Raw genomic sequence first — 25504 nt, 5'->3', positions numbered from 1 at the left:
CTGATACCACGCCGCCGCCGCCAGCGCCTCATCGAACTGCCCCAGCCGCAACCGCGTCTGCACCTCACCCGACGGACACCCCGTAGAAGCGATCANCCCCTCCGCATGCTCCGCGATCACCTCCTTGTCCATCCGCGGCCACTTCTGCAGCCACCCCTCCTTGTACGCNTCCGACGACAACCGGAACAGATTATGCAGACCCGTACGCGACGACGCCCAGATCGTCTTATGCGTATACCCACCGGAACCCGACACGTCATCACGCTTCTGATGCGGCTGCCCCCACTGCACCTTCCGCTTGTTCCGCCGCGACTCCGGCGCCACATACGCCTCAATACCGATAATCGGCGTCANCCCCGCCGCCGACGCCTGCGTAAAGAAGTCATACGCACCATGCAGATTCCCGTGGTCCGTCATCGCAATATGCGACATCCCCATCTCACGGCACGCCGCGAACATGTCCTTCAACCGCGCCGCCCCGTCCAGCAGCGAATACTGCGTGTGCACATGCAGATGCGTAAAAGGCGGCTTGGCCACGGCGGAGGACCTCCAGCAGACGACGGGCGCGAGGGCTCGGGCAGGACGCTGGGAAGTCTAGGACCCGGCACTGACACCGCGGGCCCCGGCCGGACCGGAACCGGGCCTCCCCTTTAGCCGCGGTTTACCGTCCGCCATGGCAGAATCACGCACGATGGAACACGCGACCGTAACGATCAGGCTGATGCGCGCGGCGGTCTTCACCGCGCTGTGCATCAGCCTGTCCGCGGGCGCCCACGTCCTCCTTTCGGCCACCCCCCTCCCCCTCGGCACGCTCGCCGCGCTCTCCGCCGGCGTCTTCGCCGTCGCCTATCTGCTCGCCGGCCGCCGCGAGCGGGGCTACTGGGGCATCGCGGCCCTGCTCGTGCCGCTGGAGCTGACGGCCGACACCGTCTTCACCACCGGCCAGCACACCTGCTACGGCCAGTCCGGCGGCCCCGTCGCCGGCTCCATGCGCTCCCTGGGGCTCGACCTGCTCTGCTCCGGCGAGTTCGGCACCCCGCTGGCCCGGATGACCGCCCGCGGCGAGGCCCTGGCCGGCACCGCCGCCAGCCCCTGGCTGCTGCTCGCCGCCCACGTCGCCGTCGGCCTGGTCGCCGCCGCCTGGCTGCGCCGCGGCGAGGCGGCGCTCGCCGGGCTGCTGCGCGCCGCCGCTGCCGTGGCCTTCCGGCCGCTGCTGCTGGCCGTCGCGATCGTCACCGTCGCCCCGGTACGGAGCACCGGCCGCCCCGGCCGCCGGTCGGACCGTACCCGCGCCGCCCGCCCGCAGCCGCACCTGCTGCACTCGGTCCTGCGGCGTGGCCCGCCGTGCCCGGCCGCTGCCTGATCCGGCAGCCAGGCCGAACAAGCACGCACACAGCCACTCCGACCACACACAAGGACCTCACCTCATGAGCAAGCGAAACAGCCAGGAAGCCAAGCGGGCCGCGCGCGAGCGGCTGCGCGTCGAGCGCGAGAAGCAGGCCAAGAAGGAGAAGGTGCGCCGGCAGCTCTTCGTCGCCGGCGCCGTCGTCGGCGTGCTGGCCATCGTCAGCGGCATCGCCGTCGCGATCTCCGTCGCCGGCGGCGGTGACGACGGCGGCAGCGACAAGGACTGGAGCGCCGCGAAGAGCGCCAAGCTCGTCCAGCCGGCGAACGCCGAGGGCGAGAAGGGCACCACCGTCGTGCTCGGCGGCGAGGACGCCGAGAAGACCATCGACGTCTACGAGGACCTGCGCTGCCCCGCCTGCGCGCAGTTCGAGCAGCAACTGGGCGAGCGGCTCAAGAAGGGCGCCGAGGACGGCAAGTACCAGCTCCGCGTCACCCTCGGCGCGATCATCGACGGCAACTTCGGCGGCAACGGCTCCAAGAACGCCGCCAGCGCCCTGGGCGCGGCCCTGGACGTCAGCACCGAGGCGTTCAAGGAGTACCACGGGCTGCTCTACTCCGCCGAACACCACCCGGCGGAGAGCGAGGACAAGTTCGCCGACAACGAGTACCTGCTGGACGTCGCCAAGAACGTCGACGAGCTGAAGGGCAACAAGCAGTTCCAGAAGGCCGTCAACAAGGGCACGTTCGACAAGTGGGCCCTGGAGATGATCAACAGCTTCGAGGACGCCGGCGTCGACTCCACCCCGACGATCAGGATCGACGGCGAGAACGTCGAGGGCTCCGCGCTCCCCGCCGAGCTGGACAAGCTGGGCGCGTAAGCGCTCCCGCCCGCGTTACGCGGCGGAGCGCACGTCCAGCTCCGCCGCGAACGCATCCGCCACCGGCCAGGCGGACTGCGCCGCCTGGGCGTCGTAGTCCGCCAGGCCGGGGTCGGTGAACAGGTGCCCCGCGCCCGGGTAGCGGAAGACCTCCACGTCGGCGCCGGCCCGGCCCATCCGCAGGTACCAGGCCGTCTGCCAGTCGTGCGTCTCGTACGGGTCGGGGTCCGCCACGTGCAGTTGCACCGGCAGCTCGCCGGAGGCGGCGGTGGCCCCGTCGGCGACGTCGGACGTGCCGTGCATCAGCAGCAGCCCCCGCGCGCGCTCGTCGGCCAGCGCCAGGTTCTGCGCCAGCGCGCCCCCGAGCGACAGCCCCGCGTACAGCACCCCGCCCGCCGAGTGCGGCGCCGCGGCCTTCACGGCGCGCGCCAGCAGCTCATCCCTGCCGATCTCGTCCCTGAGCGCCAGCCCTTCCTCGGCCGTCTCCGCGGTACGCCCGTCGAAGAGGTCGGGCACGACCACCTCGTGCCCGGCGGCGCGCCAGCGCTCCGCCGTGGCGTGCACGGCCGGTCGCAGTCCGTACATGGAGTGGAAGAGCAGAATCGTCATGCGCCCATCGTGGCAGATACGGTCAGGGAGGTCCGCGCTCGAAGGAGGCTCACGTGTCCACCGAGGATGTGCTCCGGCCCGTCCTGGTCATCGGCGGCGCCGTCGCGGTCACCGCGATCGCCGGGGTCGTGGTCGACCTGCTGCTGCGCCGCGCCGACGCCCGGCACCCAGAGACCCCGATATGGGGTCTGCTGCGCAGTTGCCGCGCGCCGCTGCAGTTCGCCATCCTCACGTCGATCCTGCTGGGCACGTACACGCGCGCGGATCTGGCCCACAGCGACGACAGCAGGACGTTCGTCACGCGCGTGCTGACGCTGCTGCTGATCGCGGCGCTGGCGTGGCTGCTGACGAAGGTGGTCGCGGTCGCGGTGGAGCTGATGTACCACCGCTACAAGGCCAAGGCCCGCGACTCCGCCCGCCGCCGGCGGGTGCGTACGCAGCTCACGCTGATCCAGCGCGTCGTGGTGTTCGTCATCTGCACGGTCGCCGTGGCCGCCATGCTGCTGACGTTCCCGCAGATGCGGGCGGTGGGCACGTCGATGCTGGCGTCCGCCGGCGTCATCGGCATCATCGCCGGCATCGCCGCCCAGTCGACGCTGGGCAACCTCTTCGCGGGGCTGCAGATCGCCTTCGGCGACCTGGTGCGTATCGGCGACACGGTCGTCGTGGAGGGCGAGTGGGGGACGATCGAGGAGATCACGCTGACGTTCCTGACCGTGAAGACCTGGGACGAGCGCCGCATCACCATCCCCGTCTCATACTTCACCGGCCAGCCCTTCGAGAACTGGTCGCGCGGCGGCCCCGAGCTGACCGGCACGGTCTACTTCCACCTGGACCACTCCGCGCCGGTGCGCGAGCTGCGCGAGCGGCTGCACGAGGTGCTGCTCGGCTGCGCGCACTGGGACGGGCGCAACTGGAGCCTGGTGGTCACGGACACCACGCCGACCACGATGCAGGTACGGGCACTGGCCACCGCGCGGGACGCGGATGCGCTGTGGGACCTGCGCTGCATGGTGCGCGAGGAGCTGATCGCCTGGCTGCGGGACAAGCACCCGTACGCGCTGCCGAAGGTGATGACGGCGCAGGCGCCGCCGTCCGGCGCGGCGCACCGCCCGGACGCCGAGGTGCCGTAGGACGCGGAGGCCCCGGCGGCGGTCAGGCGCTGTCCGCGCGTACGGTCTCCAGGGCCCGCCGCAGGTCCTCGGGGTACTCCGACGTGAACTCCGCCCACCGGCCGTCCTCGGGGTGCTCGAAGCCCAGCCGTACGGCGTGCAGCCACTGCCGCTCCAGGCCGAGCCGCCTGGCGAGCACGGGGTCCGCGCCGTACGTGAGGTCGCCGACGCACGGGTGGCGGTGGGCGGACATGTGCACGCGGATCTGGTGGGTGCGGCCGGTCTCCAGCTTGATGTCGAGCAGGCTGGCCGCGCGGAACGCCTCCACGAGGTCGTAGTGCGTGACGCTGGGCTTGCCGTCGGCGACGACGGCCCACTTGTAGTCGTGCACGGGGTGGCGGCCCACGGGGGCGTCGATGGTGCCGCTGAGCGGGTCGGGGTGGCCCTGGACCAGCGCGTGGTAGCGCTTGTCGACCGTACGCTCCCGGAACTGCTGCTTCAGCAGCGTGTACGCGCGCTCCGACTTGGCCACCGCCATCAGCCCCGAGGTGCCGACGTCCAGCCGGTGCACCACGCCCTGCCGCTCGGCGGCGCCGGAGGTGGAGATGGCGTACCCCGCGGCGGCCAGGCCGCCGACCACCGTGGGCCCGCTCCAGCCGGGGCTGGGGTGGGCGGCGACGCCGACCGGCTTGTCGACGACGACCACGTGCTCGTCGTCGTAGACCACGGTCATCCCGGGCACCGGCTCGGCGACGATCCGCACCGGCGCCGCGGGCGCCGGCATCTCGACCTCCAGCCACGCGCCGGCCGTCACCCGGTCCGACTTCCCGGCCTCCCGCCCGTCGACGAGGACCTTGCCGGCGCCGGCCAGCTCGGCGGCCTTGGTCCTGGAGAACCCGAACATCCGGGCGAGCGCGGCGTCGAGCCGCTCGCCTTCGAGGCCGTCGGGTACGGGCAGGGTGCGGATCTCGGGCACGGTACTCACGGGGGAAGTATCGCAGGCGCGTACGGGCTCCCCGGACAGCCGCAGTCAGCCGCGGTGGATGGTGCCGTCGGGGTCCAGGCCGCGGAAGGACAGGACCACGATGAGGATGCCGCCGCAGACGATCGCGGAGTCCGCCAGGTTGAACACCGCGAAGTGCTCGGGGGCGATGAAGTCCACGACGTGGCCCTCGAAGAAGCCCGGGGAGCGGAAGAGGCGGTCGGTGAGGTTGCCGAGCGGGCCGCCGAGCAGCAGGCCGAGCGCGATGGCCCAGGGCAGGCTGTAGAGCTTGCGCGCCAGCCGGGCGATGACGGCGATGACGATGACCGCGATCAGCGTGAAGATGACGGTCATCGACTCCCCGATGCCGAACGCCGCGCCCGCGTTGCGGACGACCTGGAAGCGCAGCAGGTCGCCGACGACCTCGACGGAGCGGTTGTCCGGCTCCAGTTCTGCGACCACGATCAGCTTCGTGACGAGGTCGAGGACGTAGACGAGGGCGGCGACGCCGAGGAGCACGCCGATGCGCCTGGGGCCGCGGGCCGCCGCCTCCTGCGCGTCGTCCTCGCCCTTGCCGGCCTCACCTGCCGCACCCGTCGCGGCTGCCGTGCCGGTCTCGCCGGCACCGGCACCGGCCACGGGCTTCTCGTCCGCCGCGGAGGACCCCTCGTCCTGACCGCGGGGCTCCGTGGCGTCCCCGCTGATCCGCTCCGCCTCTGTCACGTGTGCCCTCCGGTGCGCTGACTGGGGTCGAGCGTACGGCACACCCGTACGAGCCGCCGCACCACAGCCCGTAACCGCTGCCCACCGGCCCCGTCAGCGCCTCGGCAGCCCCTCAGCGGCGCTCCTGCCGCTGCTTGCACTCCACGCACAGGGTGGCCCGCGGGAACGCCTGCATCCGCGCCTTGCCGATCGGCTTGCCGCAGTTCTCGCACCGCCCGTACGTGCCGTCGTCCAGCCGCAGGAGGGCGCGCTCGGTCTGCATCAGCCGCTCCCGGGCACCGGCGGCGAGCGCCATCTCGTGCTCGCGCGAGATGTTCTTCGTCCCCGTGTCGGCCTGGTCGTCTCCGGCGCCGCCGCCGGAGTCGCGCATCAGCCCGCTGACGGCCTCCTCGGAGGCGCGGATCTCCGAGCGCAGGCTCGCGACCTCGTCCAGCAGGCCCTGGCGGGCCTCCTCGATCTCCTCGGGAGTCCAGGGGTCCTCCCCCGGACGCACGGCCAGCTCCCCCGGCTCGGCCGGTGCTGCCGTCCCGCCCGCCGCCTCGGCGACCGGGGCCTCCACCACCTGCGTCTTCTTTGCGACCACCGTTTTGGCTCCCGTCTTCTTCCCCGGAGACGTCCTGGCGGACGTCTTCTTGGCCGCCGCCTTCTTCGCCGGCTTCCGCGCCGGGGCGGCGGCCCGTGCCGCGGTTTTCCTCGCGGGCTCGGTCCTCTCGGCCGGCGCCTTCCTGGCCGCGGCCTTCTTCGCGGGCGGCGACTTCTTCGCGGGGACGGCGCCGCCGGCCGCCCCCGCGGTCGCCGCCGTCTTCTTCCCCGCGGCCTTCTTCACAGCCGCCTTCGTGGCCGTCGTGGCCGCCGCCTTCGCGGCCACCTTCGCGGCCACCTTCGGCGCCTGCTTCTTCGTGGCCTGCTTCTTCGTGGCCTGCTCCGCCGCCCGCTCCCCCGCGGCCTCCGCCGTGGCCCGGCCTGCGGCGGCCTTCTTCGCCGGCGCCTTCTTTGCCGCCTTCTTCGCCGCGGTCTTCTTCGCTGTGGACTTTTTCGCCGCCGGCGCGGTCTTCTTCGCAACCATGGCCGGGACCCCTTCACATATTGTGATCTTGTTCGCGAATGGTGCCGGAACGATAAATCGACACTGGGTCCGCGGCAACAGGGCACGCCATGGCTGACCGGTCTCAAAACGTTGTGCCCAGCCGCGCGCCGGGTAATCCCGGGCTTCCGCCCACTCGTACGGTTCGCCGCCGCTGGGCCAAACGGCCCCGGCACCCGCGGCGCACAAACCCGGTCGGCGGCGCGTACCCCGGGGCCGTACACTGTCGGCAGCGACAGGCGTGGATGGGGACGAGTAGTTCCGTACGCAGCCGAGGAGCGACCCGGGGACGGTGCGAGCCCGGGCGGTGTGCACGGCGCGAAGATCACCCCGGAGCCGCCGGAGGAAAGCCCCCGGGCGAGTAGAACCGGCAGCGCTGCCCCAACGAGGGGGCGGTGGGCGCGTGAGATGCGCTCCGCCGCCAAGGAGGGTGGTACCGCGGGAGCCCCGGCTCTCGTCCCTCCGGTTCGGCCGTCAGCACGCCAGCCGGAGGATGAGTCCCCGATGACTACGCCCCTGTACCGACCGGTACCCGCCCAGGTCGACCTGCCCGCCCTCGAACACGCCGTGCTCGACTTCTGGCGGGAGCAGAAGGTCTTCGCCCGCTCCCTGGAGCAGTCCGAGGGCCGGCCCGAGTGGGTCTTCTACGAGGGGCCGCCCACCGCCAACGGCATGCCGGGTGCCCACCACATCGAGGCCCGCGTCTTCAAGGACGTCTTCCCGCGCTTCCGCACCATGCGGGGCTACCACGTGGCGCGCAAGGCCGGCTGGGACTGCCACGGGCTGCCGGTGGAGCTGGCCGTGGAGAAGGAGCTCGGCTTCAACGGCAAGCAGGACATCGAGGCGTACGGCATCGCCGAGTTCAACGACAGGTGCCGCGCCTCGGTCCAGCGGCACACGGACGCCTTCGCCGAGCTCACCGAGCGGATGGGCTACTGGGTCGACCTCGACGACGCGTACTGGACGATGAACCCGGAGTACGTGGAGTCCGTCTGGTGGTCCCTGAAGCAGATCTACGACAAGGGCCTGCTCGTCCAGGACTACCGCGTCTCCCCCTGGTGTCCGCGCTGCGGCACCGGCTTGTCCGACCACGAGCTGGCGCAGGGGTACGAGACCGTGGTCGACCCCTCGGTCTACGTCCGCTTCCCGCTCACCTCAGGACCGCTGGCCGGCGAGGCGGCGCTGCTGGTGTGGACGACGACCCCGTGGACCCTGGTGTCCAACACCGCGGTCGCCGCCCACCCCGACGTCACCTACGTCGTGGCCACCGACGGCAGGGAGCGGGTCGTCGTCGCCGAGCCGCTCGTGGAGAAGGTGCTCGGCGAGGGCTGGGAGCCGACCGGGCAGACCTTCACCGGCCGGGAGCTGGAGCGCTGGACCTACCGCCGCCCGTTCGACCTGGTGGAGATCCCCGACGCGCACTTCGTCGTCAACGCGGAGTACGTGACGACCGAGGACGGCACCGGCCTGGTGCACCAGTCGCCCGCGTTCGGCGAGGACGACATGAGGACCTGCCGGGCGTACGGCCTGCCCGTGGTCAACCCGGTCCGTCCCGACGGCACCTTCGAAGCGGAGCTGCCCCTGGTCGGCGGCCAGTTCTTCAAGAAGGCCGACGAGGCGCTGGTCGCCGATCTCGAGGCGCGCGGGCTGATGTTCCGGCACGAGCCGTACGAGCACAGCTATCCGCACTGCTGGCGCTGCCACACGGCGCTGCTCTACTATGCCCAGCCGTCCTGGTACATCCGCACCACCGAGGTCAAGGACGCCCTGCTGCGCGAGAACGAGCGCACGAACTGGCACCCGGACTCCGTCAAGCACGGCCGCTACGGCGACTGGCTCGACAACAACGTCGACTGGGCCCTGTCCCGCAACCGCTACTGGGGCACCCCGCTGCCCGTCTGGCGCTGCGCCGAGGACCACTTCACCTGCGTCGGCTCCCTGGCCGAGCTGACCGAGCTGACCGGCACCGACCAGTCCGGTCTCGACCCCCACCGCCCGTACATCGACGAGGTCACCTTCCCCTGCACCGCCGACGGCTGCACGCTGCGGGCGGAGCGGGTGCCGGAGGTCATCGACGCCTGGTACGACTCGGGCTCGATGCCCTTCGCGCAGTGGGGCTACCCGTACCAGAACAAGGACGTCTTCGAGACCCGCTACCCCGCGCAGTTCATCTGCGAGGCCATCGACCAGACCCGCGGCTGGTTCTACACGCTGATGGCCGTCGGCACGCTCGTCTTCGACAAGTCCAGCTACGAGAACGTGGTCTGCCTCGGGCACATCCTCGCCGAGGACGGCCGCAAGATGTCCAAGCACCTGGGCAACATCCTGGAGCCCATCCCGCTGATGGAACAGCACGGCGCCGACGCGGTGCGGTGGTTCATGGCCGCCGGCGGCTCGCCCTGGGCCTCCCGGCGGGTGGGCCACGGGACGATCCAGGAGGTCGTGCGCAAGACCCTGCTGACGTACTGGAACACGGTGTCCTTCCAGGCCCTGTACGCCCGCACCGCCGGCTGGGCGCCCTCGGCCGCCGACCCGGCGCCCGCCGACCGCCCGCTGCTGGACCGCTGGCTGCTCGGCGAGCTGAACGCGCTGACGGCCCGGGTGACCGACGCCCTCGACGCCTACGACACCCAGCGCGCCGGCAAGCTGCTGTCCGCCTTCGTCGACGACCTGTCGAACTGGTACGTGCGCCGCTCCCGGCGGCGCTTCTGGCGGGGCGACGCGGCGGCGCTGCGCACCCTGCACGACGTACTGGAGACGGTGACGCGGCTGCTGGCCCCGGTGGTGCCGTTCATCACCGAGCGGGTGTGGCAGGACCTCGTGGTGCCCGTCACGCCGGACGCCCCGGCCTCGGTGCACCTGGCGGCGTGGCCGGAGCCGGCCGCCTCCGGCGCCGCGGCGTTCGACCCGGAGCTGTCGCGGCAGATGCAGCTCGTACGGCGCCTGGTGGAGCTGGGCCGGGCCTCGCGGGCGGAGTCCGGGGTGAAGACCCGCCAGCCGCTGTCACGGGCGCTGGTGGCCGCCGCGGGATTCGGGACGCTGCCGGAGGAGCTGCGCGCACAGATCGCCGAGGAGCTGAACGTCACCGCGCTCGCGGACCTGTCCGAGGCTGCCGGTGGCGCGGCCGGCGGTGGCGCGGCCGGCGGCTCCCTGGTGGACACCACCGCGAAGGCCAACTTCCGCGCGCTGGGCAAGCGCTTCGGCAAGCGGGTGCAGGACGTGGCGAAGGCCGTCGCGGCAGCGGACGCGGCGGCGCTGTCGGCCGCCCTGCGCACCGCCGGCAGCGCGACGGTGGAGGTCGACGGCGAGACGGTGGCGCTCTCCCCGGACGAGGTCATCATCACGGAGACCCCGCGGGAAGGCTGGTCGGTGGCCTCCGACGCGGGCGCGACCGTGGCGCTGGACCTGGAGATCACGCCGGAGCTGCGCCGCGCGGGCCTGGCCAGGGACGTGATCCGGCTGGTCCAGGAGGCGCGGAAGAACTCCGGCCTGGACGTCGCGGACCGGATCCGGCTGCGCTGGTCGACGACCGACGCGGAGGTCCGCCAGGCGCTCACGGACCACGCCGGGCTGATCGCGGAGGAGGTCCTCGCGACGGACTTCGCCCCGGGTGAGGCGGCCGAAGCCGCGGGCTACGGCGAGCCGTTCACCGACGAGCCGCTGTCCCTGACGTTCCGGCTCGTCCGGGCCTGACCCAGGCCCGCTGCCTGCGGCGCCCCGCCTCCGTGAGCCCACGGGGACGGGGCGCCGTCTCCGTTTCCACTCCCCCCGCCGAGGCCCCCGCCACGGCCCCTGCCGCGGCCCCCGCCCGGGCCTGACCGCGTACGCGGGCACGCAAAGGGCCGGGCCCCGCGGCGAGCGTTCCGCGGGACCCGGCCCTTTGCGATATGCCGACGGCCGTCAGGCCGTGCTCAGTTGTCGTCCTCGTCGATGAGGAAGCCGCGCATCGGCGACGGCGGCTGCTGCATCGGACCGCCCTGCGGGCGCACCGGCGCCATGGGCTGCGTCATGGCCGGGGACATCTGCTGCTGGCTGCCGTACGACGGGCCGCCCGCCGCCGGCTGCCTGGTCGGCATGGGCTGCTGGCCGCCCATGCCGCCGCCCATGCTGGGCGGGCCGCTCATGGCACCGGCACCGGCCGGGGCCATCGAGGGCGCGGGCGCCGGCGCGGGTGCCGCCGCCGCGGGCAGCGAGGCCGCCGCGGGCGTACGGGGCGGGGCGAGCGAGTCGTCCGCCTGGTTCTCCAACTGGCGGAGCTGGGACTCCAGGTACGACTTCAGCCGGGTGCGGTACTCGCGCTCGAAGCCGCGCAGGTCCTCGACCTTGCGCTCCAGCGTGGCGCGCGCGGACTCCAGGGAGCCCATCGCCACGCGGTGCTTCTCCTGCGCGTCCCGCTCCAGGGCGTCGGCCTTGGCACGCGCGTCGCGCTCCAGACCCTCGGCGCGGCTGCGGGCCTCACCGACGATCTTGTTGGCCTCTGCGCGGGCCTCGGCGATCGCCTGGTCCGCGGTCTGCTGGGCCAGCGACAGCACCCGGGCGGCGCTGTCACCGCCGACGGGACCGCCCTGCTGCGGGCCGGGGCCGCCGTGCTGCTGCGGCGGGCCGGCGTGCTGCTGCGGGGGGGCGCCGACGTGCTGCGGCGGGCCGCCGTGCGGGGCGTGACCGGGACCGCCGGGACCGCCGGGACCACCAGGCCCGCCCGGGCCGCCGGGACCCATCGGGCCGGGGCCGTGCGGACCGTGACCGGGAGGACCACCGGGACCGCCGGGGCCGCCGGGACCCATGCCACCGGGACCTGCGGGCAGCTGGGGTGCGCCGGAAGGAAGCTGAGGCGGGCCGCCCTGCGGCGGGCCCATCTGCTGCGGCGGCACCGGCTGCGGGCCCGATATGGCGGCGGGCACCGGCCCGCCGTGTCCGGGAGGACCGGGACGGTCCTGCGGCTCGGGTCCCTTGCGCATCCCCTGGCTCTGCGCCGCGGCCCGGGTCGCCGCGGCCAGCTTGGCCCGCAGGTCCTCGTTCTCGCGGAGCAGCCGGGTCAGTTCGGCCTCGACCTCGTCGAGGAAGGCGTCGACTTCGTCCTCGTCATAGCCTTCTCGGAGTCGGACGGTCGTGAACTGCTTGTTCCGCACGTCCTCGGGGGTCAGCGGCATTTCTTCACCTCAACGTAGTCATCGGCGACATCGGCATATCGACAGTCTCCGTCCCGCTCCATCGTCACCTCGCTCCGCCCACCACGGTGAGCAGGATGTAGACGATGATCATCAGGACGAAGAAGGACAGGTCCAGCGCCACGCCCCCTAGACGCAGCGGCGGGATGAACCGCCGCAGGAGCTTGAGTGGTGGATCCGTGACCGTATAGGCGCCCTCAAGCAACACCACCATGGGCTTGCCCGGCTCCCAGGAGCGGGCGAACATGAACACGTAGTCCATGATCAGCCGGAAGATCAGCACGATCAGGAAAACGAACAGCGCGATGTAGATCACTTGAAGCGCGACGTCCATCTCGCTGTGGTCCTCTCCCCTTCGCGTTCCGGCCCCCACGGCCGCTCGCACAGTGTTGCCTGGCTCAGCTTTGGTTGAAGAACCCGCCCTCTGCGATGCGGGCCTTGTCCTCCGCTGTTACATCGACGTTAGCAGGCGACAACAGGAACACCTTCTGAGTCACGCGCTCGATGCTGCCGTGCAGACCGAAGACGAGTCCAGCCGCAAAGTCGACAAGTCGCTTCGCGTCCGTATCGTCCATCTCGGTCAAGTTCATGATCACAGGCGTGCCCTCGCGGAAGTGTTCCCCGATGGTACGTGCCTCGTTGTACGTACGCGGGTGAAGCGTCGTGATCCGGTAGGGCTCCCGCTCGGATACGACCTTGGGCATGATCACCGGGGCACTCTTCTCCAGGCTGGGACGGTCAGGTGTGATGGAAGACACGGGAGCGATTCGCCCCGAACGCCCCGATTCGGACAGTAGTCCGGGGGAACGCCCCGCGGGCTCCCGGTCCGTGGGCCGCTCCCGCTGCGCCGGCGGCTGAGCGATCGCCCGGGGCGGCTCCTCCTGCTGCGGCGGCTGCGGGGCCTGGTGGCGGTGGCGACGCTCGGGCTCGGGCTCCGGCTCGAACTCGTCGTCGGGGTCGTACCCCGGGCCGTCGTACCCATCGTCCTCCACGAGGCCGAGGTAGACCGCCATCTTGCGCATTGCGCCGGCCATGCTCTACGCCCTCCGCTCTGCGGTGGATCGATCTTCGCCAGTGACGTGATCCACGCTGCCCTGCCTGAATTGACCGGGAATGAAGCTTATTTTCTACTGTGATCCGACTCGCTTGGCGACGTTACCGGAGCTGAGGCCGGACTCCGAGTACCGCGGTGCCGACGCGTACGTGTGTCGCTCCTGCGGAAATTGCCTCCTCCAGGTCACCGCTCATCCCTGCCGAGACCATCGTTGCAGCCGGATGCGCGACGCGCAGGCGGGATGAGATTTCCACCACCCGCTCGAACGCCGCCCGTTGCCGCCCCGCGTACGTCCCGGCCAGCGGCGCGACCGTCATCAGCCCGCACAGCCGCAGCCCTTGGGCCGCCGCCACCGCGTCCGCCAGCGCCGGTACGTCACCGGGTGCGACACCGCCGCGGTCCGCCGTCGCACCGCTGCCGGAATCCTCGCCGGAGTCCGCTTCCTTGTCGAGCGCCACCTGCAACAGGCAGCCCAGTTCGCGGCCCTCGCGCTGCGCCGCCGCGGCGAGCGCCGTGACGAGCCGGGGACGGTCGACGGAGTGCACGTAGTCCGCGTAGCGGGCCACGGAACGCGCCTTGTTGGTCTGCAACTGGCCGACGAAGTGCCACGTGAGCGGCGCGTCCGCGCGCCGTTCCGCGTACCACTGCGCACACAGTGCGGCCTTGCCCGCGGCCTCCTGGTCGCGGTTCTCGGCCACGTGCCGCACGCCCAGGGTCGCCAGCAGCAGCACGTCGCTCGCGGGGTAGGTCTTGGTCACGACGACGAGCGTGACCTCCTCGCGCTTGCGGCCCGCCGCGGCGCACGCGCCGGCGATGCGTTCCTCCACGCGCGCCAGGTTCGCCGCCAACTCGTCCCGGCGCTCCCGGTCCGCCCCCTCAGGCATCCCGCCGTCCCCCGTGATCCCGTTCATCATTCCCCGTCCAGCCAGACGTACCCCGCGTGCCGGCCCGTGGCACCTTCGCGCCGGTACGAGAAGTGGTCCTCGGACTCCAGCGTGCACACGTCCGACACTGTGATCATTCCCACACCCAGCGCTGCCAACTGCGCGACCACGCCCGCACGGATGTCCAGTGCCGGCGTCCCCCAGCTCGTCGTCGCGCGCGCCGCCGGCACCTGCCCGGCGGCTTCCTCGCGCAGCGCCTCGGGGACCTCGTAGCAGCGTCCGCAGACGGCCGGCCCGAGGCGGGCGACGATCCGCGCGGGCTCGGCGCCGAGCCCGGCCATCGCCTCGACCGCGGCCCCGGCCACCCCGGCGACCATGCCGGGCCGCCCGGCGTGCGCGGCACCCGCCACCCCCGCGGCGGGGTCTGCGAGGAGCAGCGGCACGCAGTCGGCGCCGCGGGCGGCGAGCGGCACGCCGCGGGCGCGGGTGACGACGGCGTCCACGGCGGGCGGGGGCGCGTCGCCCCAGGGCCCGTCGACGACGGCGACGTCGCGCCCGTGCACCTGGTGCATCCACACGACCCGCGCGGGCTCGACCCCGAGGGAGCGGGCGGCGCGGTCGCGGTTGGCCGCGACCGCCGCCGGATCGTCCGCACCGACGGCGCCGCCGAGATTCAGCTCCGCGTACGGAGCGGCGCTCACGCCGCCCCACCGGTCGGTGAAGGCGAAGTGAGCGCCGCCTGTCGTGTATGTCTCCCCTATCACGGGTTGTACGTTACTTGATCAACCCGCCGGTCACTTCAGGAAGTCCGGCACGTCCAGCTCCTCGGCCTCGCTGTCCGGGTACGGCCGGGCCGCCGGCACCTGCGGGGTCGCGGGCGGCGGCAGCGGCGCCGGGACGCTGTCCTCGGTGCTCCCGCCGGACAGGGAGCCGAGGCCGCTGAACGCGGGGCGCTCCGGCTCGGCGGCCCTGGCGGGGGCGGGGTCCGCGACCGACTCGGCCGGGGACTCGTCGCGCCCGCCGTACGAGCCGAGGACCTTGTCCCGGTTCTTCGACGGGAGTTGGCCGCCGTCGAACCCGGCGGCGATGACCGTGACGCGCACCTCGTCGCCGAGGGCGTCGTCGATCACCGCGCCGAAGATGATATTCGCCTCCGGGTGGGCCGCCTCGCTGACCAGTTGGGCCGCCTCGTTGATCTCGAACAGGCCGAGGTCCGAGCCGCCGGAGATGGACAGCAGTACACCGCGGGCGCCGTCGATGGACGCCTCCAGCAGCGGCGAGGAGATCGCCATCTCGGCCGCGGCCACCGCGCGGTCGTCGCCGCGTGCCGAGCCGATGCCCATCAGCGCGGAACCCGCCTCCGACATCACGGACTTGACGTCCGCGAAGTCCAAGTTGATCAGGCCCGGGGTGGTGATGAGGTCCGTGATGCCCTGGACACCGGAGAGCAGCACCTGGTCCGCGGAGCGGAAAGCGTCGAGAACGCTCACCTGGCGGTCGGAGATCGAAAGCAGCCGGTCGTTGGGAATCACGATGAGGGTGTCGACCTCGTCGCGCAGCGAGGCGATGCCGTCCTCGGCCTGGTTCGCGCGGCGCCGGCCCTCGAAGGTGAACGGGCGGGTCACGACGCCGATGGTGAGCGCGCCCAGCGACCGGGCGATGTTCGCCACGACCGGCGCACCGCCGGTGCCGGTGCCGCCGCCCTCGCCGGCGGTGACGAAGACCATGTCGGCGCCCTTGAGCACCTCCTCGATCTCCTCCCGGTGGTCCTCGGCGGCCTTGCGGCCGACGTCCGGGTTGGCGCCCGCGCCGAGACCGCGGGTCAGCTCGCGACCGACGTCGAGCTTGACGTCCGCGTCGCTCATCAGCAGTGCCTGCGCGTCGGTGTTGATCGCGATGAACTCGACGCCCTTGAGACCGACCTCGATCATCCTGTTGATGGCGTTGACGCCACCGCCGCCGATACCGACGACCTTGATGACCGCGAGGTAGTTCTGTGGTGCTGCCACGTCGAAGGCCTCTCGCCTCGAGTTACGTCTGCCGTTTGTGGGGGTCCCCGAACGCCGGTCGAACCCTAAGCGTGAAGTTTAGGGTTACCGCAGCATCCCGTACCTGGACTCTTGGAACGAGACACTAAGTCGACAAGGCTTCCGCGTTCAATGAACACGCCGAACCTCCCGTTTTTCTTTTCACCCTATGTGATCAGGCGTTGCGACCCCTCACGGGGGGTCTGAACTGCGCATATGTGCGTCAACTCGACGACGCCGCCGGGGCGCTGGGAACGCTGACGTCGAAGTACCGGGCATCGCGCTCCGCTTTCATGACCGCCGCCAGCGTCTTCGACTTCGCCGCGCCCCGCTCCGCGCTCCCCCACAGCACGGTCCGCCCTCCGGACAGCTCGAGCGTGACGGAGTCATATGAACGCACAAGGATGGTACGGGTGTCACGGCGCACGCGCCCGGAGAGCGCGCCCGCGACCCGTACCGCGCTCTCGCGCAGCCGCTGCCGGCCGAAGCGGTCCAGGCTCGGCGAGTCCGCCACCTGCATCTCCACTACCGGCACCTTCTCGGGCGGCGTGCGCACCGTGGCGAACCGCACACCCTCGTCGTCGACTTCCACGAAAGACTCCCCCTTGCGCAACAGCACCGCCGGCTGCCGCTCGGTGACCGTCACCGCGATCCGGTGCGGCCAGTCGCGGTCGACGGCCACGGTGCCGATACGCGGCAACTCCGCCGCCAGCCGCGCCTCGACCGCGTCCGTGTCGACGGTCACCATCGGCACACCCTCGGCGACCCGGGCGGCGTCCAGCACCTCGTCGGCGGTCAGCACGTCCGTGCCGGAGACCGTCACCTGCTCCACCCGCAGCCAGTTCGAGCCGTACAGGGCCCAGCCGGAGAACCCGCCGAGCACGAGCGCCACGAGCAGCACGGCGATCAGCACCCGGCGGCTCGGCAGCCGCCGGCCCCGGCGGCCGGCCGGCCGCCGGGCGGCGGGCGGACCGCCGGACCCGGCGCCGCGCTTCTCGCGGCCGGCCGCCGCCTTCTCGCGGACCGCTCCGGCCATCCCCGTACCCCCTGCCTGGTGTGGTGAGATCGCGGACCTATGATCTCCGTCTGCCGTCCACAGCCTGGTACACCATGCCGACGAGGAGTTCGTCGGCATCCCTCCGGCCGAACTCCGCCGCGGCCCAGGACATCTCGTGCAGCCGCTGGCGGTCGGTGAGCACCGGCAGGACCTCCTGACGCACCCAATCCGCCGTCAGCTCCGCGTCGTCGACGAGCAGTCCGCCGCCCGCCTTCACCACCGGCTGGGCGTTGAGCCGCTGCTCGCCGTTGCCGATGGGCAGCGGGACGTACGCGGCCGGGAGCCCGACCGCGGACAGTTCGGCGACCGTCATCGCGCCGGCGCGGCAGAGCATCATGTCGGCGGCGGCGTAGGCGAGATCCATCCGGTCCACGTACGGCAGCGTGACGTACGGCGGCATGCCGGGCATATTGTCGACCTGCGGCAGCTCGTTCTTCGGCCCGACGACATGCAGGATCTGCACGCCGGAGCGCTGCAGGTACGGCGCCACCGACTCGACGACCTCGTTGAGCCGGCGGGCGCCCTGCGAGCCGCCGGAGACCAGCAGCGTCGGCAGGTTGGGGTTGAGCCCGAACGCGGCGCACGCCTCGGGGCGCATCGCGGCGCGGTCCAGGGTGGCGATGGAGCGCCGCAGCGGGATGCCGATGTAGTTCGCGTGCCGCAGCTTGCTGTCGGGCGTGGAGACGGCGACGAACTTCGTGTAGCGCGAGCCGATCTTGTTGGCAAGTCCGGGGCGCGCGTTGGCCTCGTGCACCACGATCGGCACACCGCGGCGCTTGGCCGCCAGATAGCCGGGCAGGGCGACGTAGCCGCCGAAGCCGACGACGCAGTCGGCCTTCGTGCGCTCCAGCACCTCCTCGGCGGCTCTGATGGTCCCGCGCAGCCGTCCGGGGACGGTGATCAGCTCCGGCGTGGGCTTGCGCGGCAGGGGGACCGCGGGGATCAGCGCCAGTTCGTAGCCGCGCTCCGGGACCAGCCTGGTCTCGAGCCCGCGCTCGGTACCGAGCGCCGTGATGCCCACCGCCGGGTCCTGCCTGCGCAGGGCGTCGGCGAGGGCGAGCGCGGGCTCGATGTGGCCGGCGGTCCCCCCACCGGCGAGTACGACATGCACCGAATTTCACCGCTCTCCGCGACGGCCGCCCGCCGGCGGTCCGTCACCTTGTCTCCTGGCTGTCCTGGCTCTGTTGGCCGTGCTCTCCGGCCTTTTGCCGGTGAGCACTCTTCTAGCAGACTGCAGCACCCCCGCGGGCCGCATGGCCAGCGCCGCCCGCGCCGCCGGTTCCTCGCGCGCGAACGCGATCAGCAACCCCACGGCGAACATCGCCGGCAGCAGGGCGGAGCCTCCGTAGGAGAACAGCGGGAGCGGGACGCCGGCGATGGGCAGCAGTCCCAGGACCGCGCCGATGTTGATCACGACCTGCGCCATGATCCAGGCGGTCACGCCCCCCGCGGCGTACCTTACGAAAGCGTCCTCCGTACGTCCGGCCACGCGGATACCCGCATAGCCTAGAGCCGCGAAGAGAGCCAGCACCGACAGCGTCCCCGCCAGGCCGAGTTCCTCCCCGGTCACGGCGAAGATGAAGTCGGTGTGCGGTTCCGGGAGTTCGCCCCATTTTTCCATACTCGCGCCGAGCCCGGAGCCGAACCAGCCGCCGGAGGCGAGGGCGTAGATGCCGTGCAGGCCCTGCCAGCAGATGTCGCCGGGGCCCGGCTCGGTGGCGCCGATGCAGCGCAGCCGGTCCATGCGGTGCGGGCTGGAGGTGAACAGCACGACGGTCAGGGTCACGCCGACCGCGATGACGGTCGCGAACAGCCGGGTCGGGGCGCCCGCCACCCACAGCAGGCCCAGCAGGATCGCGCCCAGGATCATCGCGGTGCCCATGTCGCCGCCGAGCATGATGAGACCGAGCAGCAGCAGCGCCACGGGCGCCAACGGCACCAGCATATGCTTCCACTGGGTGAGCAGCTTCTTGTCCTGTTTACGTGCCAGCAGGTCAGCGCCCCACATCACCAGTGCCAGCTTGCCGAACTCGCTGGGCTGGAGCTGGAACGGGCCGCCGAAGTTGAGCCAGTTGGTGTTGCCGTTGACCGACTGCCCTATCCCCGGCACCTGCACCAGGGCCATCAGGAACAGCGACATCGCCAGGATCGGGTACGCCAGCGCGCGGTGCAGCCGGACCGGCATCCGGGAGGCGAGGAGCAGCAGGATGGTGCCGAGGGCGGCGGCGACGAGCTGCTTGCGGAAGTAGTACGTGGACGCCAGGCCGCTGTTGAGCGCCTCGATCTGGGAGGCGGAGAAGACCATCACCAGGCCCAGCACGGTGATCAGCAGACTGCCGCCGAGCAGCAGGTAGTACGCGGTCAGCGGCCGGTCCCAGGCGCGGCGTACCCGGCGCGCGAGCCGGCGCAGCCCGGCCGGTCCCGCGCCCAGGCGGCGGGCCGGACGCGCCGCGGGGACGGTACGGGCCGGCCGCGGCAGTCTCTTCGGGGCCGTACCGCGCGCGGCAGCGGGCCGCCGCGCGCGCCGCTCCTGGTCCGCTCTGCTCATCCGCCGTCTCCTCGCTGGCACCGCACTTCCCCCATGGGCAACGAGGTTGCCACGCCGGCGCCCCGCCCGGGGGCACGACGCGACGGTACGCGGTCCCCTTCGGGCCGCGGGGATCCAGGGCCCCGTGCCTGTCCCGCCGTGGTCCGCCCCCGCGGCCGGCGGTGCCGGGGAGGGACCGCCCAAGCGCCCCGGGGGCGCAGGGAGGCCGCTGCCGGCGATCGCTGGCGGGCGGCGCCGGGCCCGTTCGGCAGGAAGCCGGTTGCCGGACACGGCCGACGCCCGCGCGGCACAGCGTGCAGACCGGCTCGCACGCCTCGCCGCGTTAGCGGGTCCCCCGGCCCCTGCCGGAGGCCAGTTCGTGCACCGCGGCGGTGAAGGCCTCGCCGCGCACGTTGTAGTTCGTGAACATGTCCATCGACGCGCACGCCGGCGCCAGCAGCACGGTGCCGCCGTCCTCGGCCAGCCGCGCCGCCTCGGCGACGGCCGCCGCCATCGCCCCGGAGTCCGTCCGGTCGATGTCCACCACCGGCACCCCGGGCGCGTGCCGCGCCAGCGCCCCGGCGATCAGCGCCCGGTCCCGGCCGAGCAGTACGGCGCCGCGCAGCCGCTGCGCCGCGCCGGCGACGAGGTCGTCGAAGACCGCGCCCTTGGCCAGCCCGCCCGCGATCCACACGATGCCGTCGTACGCGGCCAGCGAGGCTTCGGTGGCGTGGGTGTTGGTGGCCTTGGAGTCGTCCACGTACGTCACGCCGCCGACCTCGGCGACCCGTTCGATGCGGTGCGGCTCGGGGCGGAAGGTGCGCAGTCCCTCGCGTACGGCCGCGGGTTCGACCCCGTACGCGCGCGCGAGGGCGGCGGCGGCCAGCGCGTTGGCGACATTGTGCGGGGCGGGCGGCTGCACGTCGGCGACGGCGGCGAGTTCCTGCGCCGTGCGCTGCGGGTCCGGCACGAACGCCCGGTCCACCAGCAGCCCGTCCACGACGCCGAGCTGCCCGGGCGCGGGGGCGCCGAGGGTGAACCCGACCGCGCGGCAGCCCTCCTCGACGTCGGCCTTGCGCACCAGTTCCTCGGTGACCGGGTCGGCGGTGTTGTAGACGCACGCCACGCGGTTGCCCTCGTAGATACGGCCCTTGTCGGCGGCGTACGCCTCCATGGAGCCGTGCCAGTCGAGGTGGTCGGGGGCCAGGTTGAGGACGGCGGCGGAGTGGGCGCGGACTGACGGCGCCCAGTGCAGTTGGTAGCTGGACAGCTCGACGGCGAGCACGTCGAGGTCCGCGTACGGGCCGTGGCCGGTGACGACGTCGACCAGCGGGACGCCGATGTTGCCGACGGCGGCGGTGCGCAGCCCGGCGGCGGTGAGCATGCCCGCGAGCATCTTCACGGCGGTGGTCTTGCCGTTGGTGCCGGTGATCGCCAGCCAGTCGGCGGGCGGCCGGCCCGAAGGCGACGTGCCGCGCAGCCGCCAGGCCAGCTCCACGTCGCCCCAGACCGGTACCCCGGCCGCCGCCGCGGCGGCGAACAGCGGGGCGGAGGGCTTCCATCCGGGCGTGGTGACGACCAGTTCCGTGCCCGCGGGCAGGGTGTCGCCGTCGCCGAGGCGTACGGTCACGCCCAGCGGCGTCAGCTCGGCGGCCTGCGCCCGGGCGCGGTCGTGGTCGGCGCCGTCGACGACGGTGACCTGCGCGCCCAGCCGGTGCAGCGCGCGGGCGGCGGGCCCGCCGCTGACCCCGAGCCCGGCGACGGTCACCTGCCGCCCGGCGAACTCGCTCACCGGGCCGCCCAGCCGGCGTAGAAGATGCCCAGGCCGACGATCACGCACATGCCCTGGATGATCCAGAATCTGACCACCACGAGCACTTCGCTCCAGCCCTTCAGCTCGAAGTGATGCTGGAGTGGCGCCATTCTGAAGACCCGTTTGCCGGTCATCCGGAACGACCCGACCTGGATCACCACCGACAGGGTGATGAGGACGAACAGGCCGCCGAGGATGGCCAGGAGCAGCTCGGTGCGGGAGGAGATGGCCAGTCCCGCGAGCGCGCCGCCGAGGGCCAGCGAGCCGGTGTCGCCCATGAAGATCTTCGCGGGCGAGGTGTTCCACCACAGGAAGCCGAAGCAGGCGCCCATCAGCGCGGAGGCGACGACGGCGAGGTCGAGCGGGTCGCGTACGTCGTAGCAGGCGCCGGGGTTGGTCAGGACGTCCGCGTTGAGGCAGGACTCCTGGTACTGCCAGACGCCGATGAAGACGTACGCGCCGAAGACCATCACCGAGGCGCCGGTGGCCAGGCCGTCCAGGCCGTCGGTGAGGTTCACGCCGTTCGACATCGCCAGGATCATGAACAGCGCCCAGATGACGAAGAGCACGGGCCCGATCGACCAGCCGAAGTCCTGGGTGAACGACAGCTTGGTGGACGCCGGCGTCAACTGGCGGTGGTCCTCGAAGTTCAGCGACAGCACCGCGAAGGCGATGCCAACGGTGAACTGCCCGAGCATCTTCGCCTTGGCCCGCAGGCCCAGGCTGCGCTGCTTGACGATCTTGATGTAGTCGTCGAGGAAGCCGACCAGGCCCAGGCCGGCCATCAGGAAGAGCACCAGCAGCCCGGAGTACGTGGGCGAACTGCTGGTGGCGACCTTGGTGATCGCGTACGCGACGATCGTGGCCAGGATGAATGCGACGCCGCCCATCGTCGGCGTGCCGCGCTTGCTGTGGTGCGCCTGCGGGCCGTCGTCGCGGATGAACTGCCCGTAGCCCCGGCGGGCCAGGAGCTTGATCAGCAGCGGGGTGCCGATGAGGGAGAAGAAGAGCCCGAGGGCCCCGGAGAAGAGGATCTGCCTCATCGGGCGGCGCCCTCCTCGGCGAGCAGCGCTTCCGCCACCCGCCACAGTGCCTCGGATCTGGATGCCTTGACGAGCACGACATCTCCCGGCCGCAGCTCGCCGCGCATCAGGTCGACCGCCGCGTCGACGTCGGACACGTGCACCGACTCCTCACCCCACGAACCCTCGTTCTTCGCGCCCATGTCCAGCCAGGCGGCCTCCTGCCGGCCCACTGCCACGAGCTTGCTGATGCCCAGGCGGACGGCCAGCCGGCCCACGCCGTCGTGTTCGGCCATGGCGTGGTCGCCGAGCTCCGCCATCGCGCCCAGCACGGCGAACGTCCGGCCCCCCGGCGTCGTGCTGCCCCGTCCCATGGCGGCGAGCGCGCGCAGCGCGGCCCGCGTGGACTCGGGGTTGGCGTTGTACGCGTCGTTGACGACCGTCACGCCGTCCGCCCGCCGCCTGACTTCCATCCGCCGGCCGGACAGGGCCTCGGCGGCGGAGAGCGCCTCGGCGATCCGCTTCGGGGACATGCCCAGCTCGTACGCGACGGCGGCGGCGGCAAGCGCGTTCGACACGTGGTGCTCACCGTACAGCCGCATGATCACACCGGCGCTGCCGGCAGGCGTGTGCAGGGTGAATTCCGGCCGCCCGTCATCGGTGAGCCGGACGTCCGCGGCCCGTACGTCAGCCTCGGGTGCCTCGCCGTAGAGGAGGGTGCGCGCCCGGGTGCGGGAGGCCATCGCGCGGACGAGGGGGTCGTCGGCGTTGAGCACCGCGACCCCGCCGTCCGCCCCCGGCGGCAGCGCCTCGACCAGCTCGCCCTTGGCCGCGGCGATCTGCTCCCGGCCGCCGAACTCGCCGATGTGCGCGGTGCCGACGTTGAGGACGAGCCCGATGCGCGGCGGCGTCACGTCGGCCAGCTCGCGGATGTGGCCGAGGCCGCGCGCGCCCATCTCCAGCAGCAGGTACCGGGTGTCGGGGGCGGCCTGCAGGGCCGTGACCGGATGGCCGATCTCGTTGTTGAAGGAACCGTGGGTGTAGACGGTCGGGCCGAGGCGCTGCAGCAGTTGGGCGAGCAGGTCCTTGGTGGACGTCTTGCCCGAGGAGCCGGTGAGCGCGATGAGCGCGGTGAGCGAACCGCTGAGCCGGGCGACGACGTGCTTGGCCAGCGCGCTGAGCGCCGGGGGCACGGACGGGACCACGACGGTCGGCACGCCCCCGACCGGGCGGGTGCCCAGGACGCCGGTGGCGCCGGCGGCGACGGCGCCGGCGGCGAAGTCGTGCCCGTCGACGTGCTCACCGGTGAACGCGGCGAAGAGGCTGCCCGGTTCCGCCTGCCGCGAGTCGATGACCACAGGGCGGGTGACCAGCGCCTGCGGGTCGGCCACGCCGTGCAGCTCGCCTCCGGTCAGGTCGGCGACCTCGGCGAGGCTGAGCGGAATCACCGGTCGCCTCCCGCGGGATCGGCGGGTAGGCCGCCGGCGGCATCCCCTCCGCCGGCGAGCCGGGCACGGATCGCCGCGCGCAGCTCGTCGCGGTCGTCGAAGGGGCGTACGACACCGGCCGTGTCCTGGCCCTGCTCGTGGCCCTTGCCGGCGATCAGCACCGTGTCGCCGGCGCCGGCGCGGGCCACCGCGATGGCGACGGCACCCGCCCGGTCGGCCTCGACCAGCACGTCGCCGCGCTCGTAGACCGGCACCTCGGCGGCGCCGGCGAGCATCACGGCGAGGATCGCGAGGGGGTCCTCGGAGCGGGGGTTGTCGGAGGTGAGCACCGCGGTGTCGGCGAGCCGGGCGGCGGCGGCGCCCATGGGCCCGCGCTTGTGCGGGTCGCGGTCGCCGCCGCAGCCGACGACGACGTGCAGCCGGTTCTCGGTGACCTTGCGCAGCGCGCGCAGCACGGACTCCAGTGCGTCGGGCTTGTGTGCGTAGTCGACGACGGCGAGGTAGCCCTGGCCCGCGTCGACCCGCTCCAGCCGGCCCGGCACGCCCGGCACGGCGGCCACGCCGCTCGCGGCGGTGGCCGGGTCGATGCCGGCGGTGACGAGCGCGGCGATGGCGGCGAGGGTGTTGGAGACGTTGAACGTGCCGGGCAGCGGGGCCTTGGCGGGGACCGCGATGCCACCGGGCCCGACCGCGGTGAACGTGGAGCCGAGCACGCCGACCTCCACGTCCTCGGCGCGCCAGTCGGCGTCCGGGTGGCCCTCCGCGGAGTACGTGGTCACGGGGTAGCCGCCGTCGGGGGCCGCGGCCTCCTCGGCCAGGCGTGCCCCGTACTCGTCGTCGATGTTGACGACGCCCGTGCGCGACCTGGCCGGCGTGAAGAGCTGCGCCTTCGCCCGGAAGTAGTCCTCCATGTCGGTGTGGAAGTCCAGGTGCTCCGGGCTGAGGTTGGTGAAGACGGCGACGTCGAAGAGGACGCCGTCGACCCGGCCGAGCACCAGCGCGTGGCTGGAGACCTCCATCGCCACCGACGCGACGCCGCGCTGCCGCATCACGGCGAACAGCGCCTGCAGGTCCGTCGCCTCCGGCGTGGTCCGCTCCGACTTCAGCCGCTCGTCGCCGATGCGCGTCTCGACCGTGCCGATGAGGCCGGTGAGCCCGGCGCCGGCCTTCTCGGCCGCGGCCCGCAGCCCGCCCTCGACGAGGTACGCGGTCGTGGTCTTGCCCGACGTGCCGGTGACCCCGAGCTGCAGCAGGTCCCGCCCCGGCTCGCCGTAGACCGCGGCGGCCAGCTCCCCCATCCGGCCCCGCGGGTCGCCGACGACCAGCACCGGCAGCCCCGTGCCGGCGGCCCGCTCCAGGCCGGCCGGGTCGGTGAGCACCGCGGCGGCGCCCAGGTCGGCGGCCTGCGCGGCGAAGTCGGCGCCGTGCAGCCGGGCGCCGGGCAGCGCGGCGTAGACGTCGCCGGGACGTACGGCGCGGGAGTCGTGGGTGATGCCGGTGACGGTGACGCCCCCGGCCTCGCCGGTGACACCGGTGCCCAGCCGGTCGGCCAGATCCGTGAGCGGTACGGGGCCGACCTCGGCGGGGCGGGGCGCCCCCGGATGCTTCGCCGGGGCGCCCGACGCTTCCTGGTGGGACTGATCGGGGTGGGGCACGGCGGGCAGCGTACCGGGCCCGCCTGCCGCACTGCCAAGCCAGGGGGGCCGCGGTTCGCGGTTCCCCGGATCGTCCGTGATTGTGCTCACTGCGCAGGTCCGATCTTTCCGTTC

The 25504-nt window shown here is 72.6% G+C and carries 22 protein-coding genes; 4 read left to right on the top strand and 18 right to left on the bottom strand.

Annotated features, from left to right (window positions below; translation table 11 throughout):
* On the bottom strand, positions 1-537 hold a 537-nt coding region (locus B124_RS06965), incomplete at its 3' end, for a PHP domain-containing protein (RefSeq protein WP_496501785.1).
* A 184-nt stretch (positions 538-721) separates the two neighbouring features.
* Between B124_RS06965 and B124_RS06960 the strand changes: the two genes are divergently transcribed.
* The gene (locus B124_RS06960; protein WP_496501798.1) at positions 722-1363 is read left to right on the top strand and encodes a hypothetical protein; all 642 of its coding nucleotides are present in this window, start codon (positions 722-724) and stop codon (positions 1361-1363) included.
* A 64-nt stretch (positions 1364-1427) separates the two neighbouring features.
* Complete coding sequence (locus B124_RS06955) at positions 1428-2225, top strand: thioredoxin domain-containing protein (protein WP_496501784.1); 798 nt, start codon at positions 1428-1430, stop codon at positions 2223-2225.
* A gap of 15 nt (positions 2226-2240) precedes the next feature.
* On the opposite strand, the gene B124_RS06950 is transcribed toward B124_RS06955, so the two are convergent.
* A complete protein-coding gene (locus B124_RS06950) occupies positions 2241-2834 on the bottom strand; it encodes a dienelactone hydrolase family protein (protein WP_496501783.1) in 594 nt (197 codons plus the stop codon).
* A 53-nt stretch (positions 2835-2887) separates the two neighbouring features.
* On the opposite strand from B124_RS06950, the gene B124_RS06945 reads away from it, so the two are divergent.
* Complete coding sequence (locus tag B124_RS06945; protein WP_496501782.1) at positions 2888-3967, top strand: mechanosensitive ion channel family protein; 1080 nt, start codon at positions 2888-2890, stop codon at positions 3965-3967.
* Between the two features lie 22 nt (positions 3968-3989).
* Here the strand turns inward: B124_RS06945 and B124_RS06940 are convergent, their stop codons facing one another.
* The 3 genes from B124_RS06940 to B124_RS06930 all read right to left on the bottom strand — a co-directional run bounded on the left by B124_RS06940 (position 3990) and on the right by B124_RS06930 (position 6717).
* Positions 3990-4931: an RluA family pseudouridine synthase gene (locus tag B124_RS06940; RefSeq protein ID WP_496501781.1), complete on the bottom strand. Its 942-nt coding sequence runs from the start codon at positions 4929-4931 to the stop codon at positions 3990-3992.
* A 45-nt stretch (positions 4932-4976) separates the two neighbouring features.
* Complete coding sequence (gene lspA / locus B124_RS06935; protein ID WP_496501780.1) at positions 4977-5651, bottom strand: signal peptidase II; 675 nt, start codon at positions 5649-5651, stop codon at positions 4977-4979.
* Positions 5652-5763: 112 nt separating this feature from the next.
* Positions 5764-6717, bottom strand: a complete 954-nt coding sequence (locus B124_RS06930; RefSeq protein WP_496501779.1) for a TraR/DksA family transcriptional regulator — start codon at positions 6715-6717, stop codon at positions 5764-5766.
* Between the two features lie 522 nt (positions 6718-7239).
* Here B124_RS06930 and ileS point away from each other — a divergent pair.
* Positions 7240-10428 (top strand): isoleucine--tRNA ligase, encoded by a 3189-nt coding sequence (gene ileS, locus B124_RS06925; protein ID WP_496501778.1) that lies wholly within the window; start codon positions 7240-7242, stop codon positions 10426-10428.
* Positions 10429-10646: 218 nt separating this feature from the next.
* Here the strand turns inward: ileS and B124_RS06920 are convergent, their stop codons facing one another.
* From B124_RS06920 to B124_RS06860, 13 genes are all read right to left on the bottom strand, one after another.
* A complete protein-coding gene (locus tag B124_RS06920; protein ID WP_496501777.1) occupies positions 10647-11885 on the bottom strand; it encodes a DivIVA domain-containing protein in 1239 nt (412 codons plus the stop codon).
* 64 nt (positions 11886-11949) lie between these two features.
* Positions 11950-12237, bottom strand: coding sequence for a YggT family protein (locus B124_RS06915; protein WP_281618893.1), 288 nt, complete (start codon positions 12235-12237; stop codon positions 11950-11952).
* Between the two features lie 64 nt (positions 12238-12301).
* The gene (locus B124_RS06910) at positions 12302-12937 is read right to left on the bottom strand and encodes a cell division protein SepF (RefSeq protein WP_496501776.1); all 636 of its coding nucleotides are present in this window, start codon (positions 12935-12937) and stop codon (positions 12302-12304) included.
* Between the two features lie 121 nt (positions 12938-13058).
* Positions 13059-13868 (bottom strand): YggS family pyridoxal phosphate-dependent enzyme, encoded by an 810-nt coding sequence (locus tag B124_RS06905; RefSeq protein WP_496501797.1) that lies wholly within the window; start codon positions 13866-13868, stop codon positions 13059-13061.
* On the bottom strand, positions 13868-14602 hold the full coding sequence (pgeF, locus tag B124_RS06900) for a peptidoglycan editing factor PgeF (protein ID WP_496501796.1): 735 nt from the start codon (positions 14600-14602) through the stop codon (positions 13868-13870). Before pgeF ends, B124_RS06905 begins: the two co-directional genes overlap by 1 nt.
* Positions 14603-14635: 33 nt before the next feature.
* Positions 14636-15850 (bottom strand): cell division protein FtsZ, encoded by a 1215-nt coding sequence (gene ftsZ, locus B124_RS06895; protein ID WP_496501775.1) that lies wholly within the window; start codon positions 15848-15850, stop codon positions 14636-14638.
* A 241-nt stretch (positions 15851-16091) separates the two neighbouring features.
* Positions 16092-16904, bottom strand: coding sequence for a cell division protein FtsQ/DivIB (locus tag B124_RS06890; RefSeq protein WP_496501774.1), 813 nt, complete (start codon positions 16902-16904; stop codon positions 16092-16094).
* A 37-nt stretch (positions 16905-16941) separates the two neighbouring features.
* Positions 16942-18036: an undecaprenyldiphospho-muramoylpentapeptide beta-N-acetylglucosaminyltransferase gene (gene murG, locus B124_RS06885; RefSeq protein WP_496501773.1), complete on the bottom strand. Its 1095-nt coding sequence runs from the start codon at positions 18034-18036 to the stop codon at positions 16942-16944.
* A gap of 6 nt (positions 18037-18042) precedes the next feature.
* On the bottom strand, positions 18043-19473 hold the full coding sequence (gene ftsW, locus B124_RS06880; protein WP_496501772.1) for a putative lipid II flippase FtsW: 1431 nt from the start codon (positions 19471-19473) through the stop codon (positions 18043-18045).
* Positions 19474-19795: 322 nt separating this feature from the next.
* A complete protein-coding gene (gene murD, locus B124_RS06875; RefSeq protein WP_496501771.1) occupies positions 19796-21244 on the bottom strand; it encodes a UDP-N-acetylmuramoyl-L-alanine--D-glutamate ligase in 1449 nt (482 codons plus the stop codon).
* Entirely contained in the window at positions 21241-22308 is a 1068-nt protein-coding gene (gene mraY, locus B124_RS06870; RefSeq protein WP_496501770.1) for a phospho-N-acetylmuramoyl-pentapeptide-transferase, read from the bottom strand. Before mraY ends, murD begins: the two co-directional genes overlap by 4 nt.
* Positions 22305-23735 (bottom strand): UDP-N-acetylmuramoyl-tripeptide--D-alanyl-D-alanine ligase, encoded by a 1431-nt coding sequence (locus tag B124_RS06865; protein ID WP_496501769.1) that lies wholly within the window; start codon positions 23733-23735, stop codon positions 22305-22307. Before B124_RS06865 ends, mraY begins: the two co-directional genes overlap by 4 nt.
* Positions 23732-25480 carry a UDP-N-acetylmuramoyl-L-alanyl-D-glutamate--2,6-diaminopimelate ligase gene (locus tag B124_RS06860; RefSeq protein WP_496501768.1) on the bottom strand — a complete coding sequence of 583 codons (1749 nt, stop codon included), beginning with the start codon at positions 25478-25480 and terminating at the stop codon, positions 23732-23734. The genes B124_RS06865 and B124_RS06860 overlap by 4 nt, the downstream gene beginning before the upstream one ends.
* Positions 25481-25504: the final 24 nt, after the last annotated feature.

Source organism: Streptomyces sp. CNP082 (genome assembly GCF_059570535.1).
This window is presented reverse-complemented; position numbering and strand designations above follow the sequence as displayed.

Excerpts from the sequence above, each read along its gene's own strand:
- B124_RS06905 (WP_496501797.1), bottom strand. The coding sequence starts at position 13,868 with ATGAACGGGATCACGGGGGACGGCGGGATGCCTGAGGGGGCGGACCGG.
- B124_RS06950 (WP_496501783.1), bottom strand. The coding sequence starts at position 2,834 with ATGACGATTCTGCTCTTCCACTCCATGTACGGACTGCGACCGGCCGTG.
- B124_RS06920 (WP_496501777.1), bottom strand. The coding sequence starts at position 11,885 with ATGCCGCTGACCCCCGAGGACGTGCGGAACAAGCAGTTCACGACCGTC.
- B124_RS06930 (WP_496501779.1), bottom strand. The coding sequence starts at position 6,717 with ATGGTTGCGAAGAAGACCGCGCCGGCGGCGAAAAAGTCCACAGCGAAG.
- B124_RS06960 (WP_496501798.1), top strand. The coding sequence starts at position 722 with ATGCGCGCGGCGGTCTTCACCGCGCTGTGCATCAGCCTGTCCGCGGGC.
- ileS (WP_496501778.1), top strand. The coding sequence starts at position 7,240 with ATGACTACGCCCCTGTACCGACCGGTACCCGCCCAGGTCGACCTGCCC.
- B124_RS06890 (WP_496501774.1), bottom strand. The coding sequence starts at position 16,904 with ATGGCCGGAGCGGTCCGCGAGAAGGCGGCGGCCGGCCGCGAGAAGCGC.
- B124_RS06915 (WP_281618893.1), bottom strand. The coding sequence starts at position 12,237 with ATGGACGTCGCGCTTCAAGTGATCTACATCGCGCTGTTCGTTTTCCTG.
- ftsW (WP_496501772.1), bottom strand. The coding sequence starts at position 19,473 with ATGAGCAGAGCGGACCAGGAGCGGCGCGCGCGGCGGCCCGCTGCCGCG.
- mraY (WP_496501770.1), bottom strand. The coding sequence starts at position 22,308 with ATGAGGCAGATCCTCTTCTCCGGGGCCCTCGGGCTCTTCTTCTCCCTC.
- B124_RS06910 (WP_496501776.1), bottom strand. The coding sequence starts at position 12,937 with ATGGCCGGCGCAATGCGCAAGATGGCGGTCTACCTCGGCCTCGTGGAG.
- B124_RS06955 (WP_496501784.1), top strand. The coding sequence starts at position 1,428 with ATGAGCAAGCGAAACAGCCAGGAAGCCAAGCGGGCCGCGCGCGAGCGG.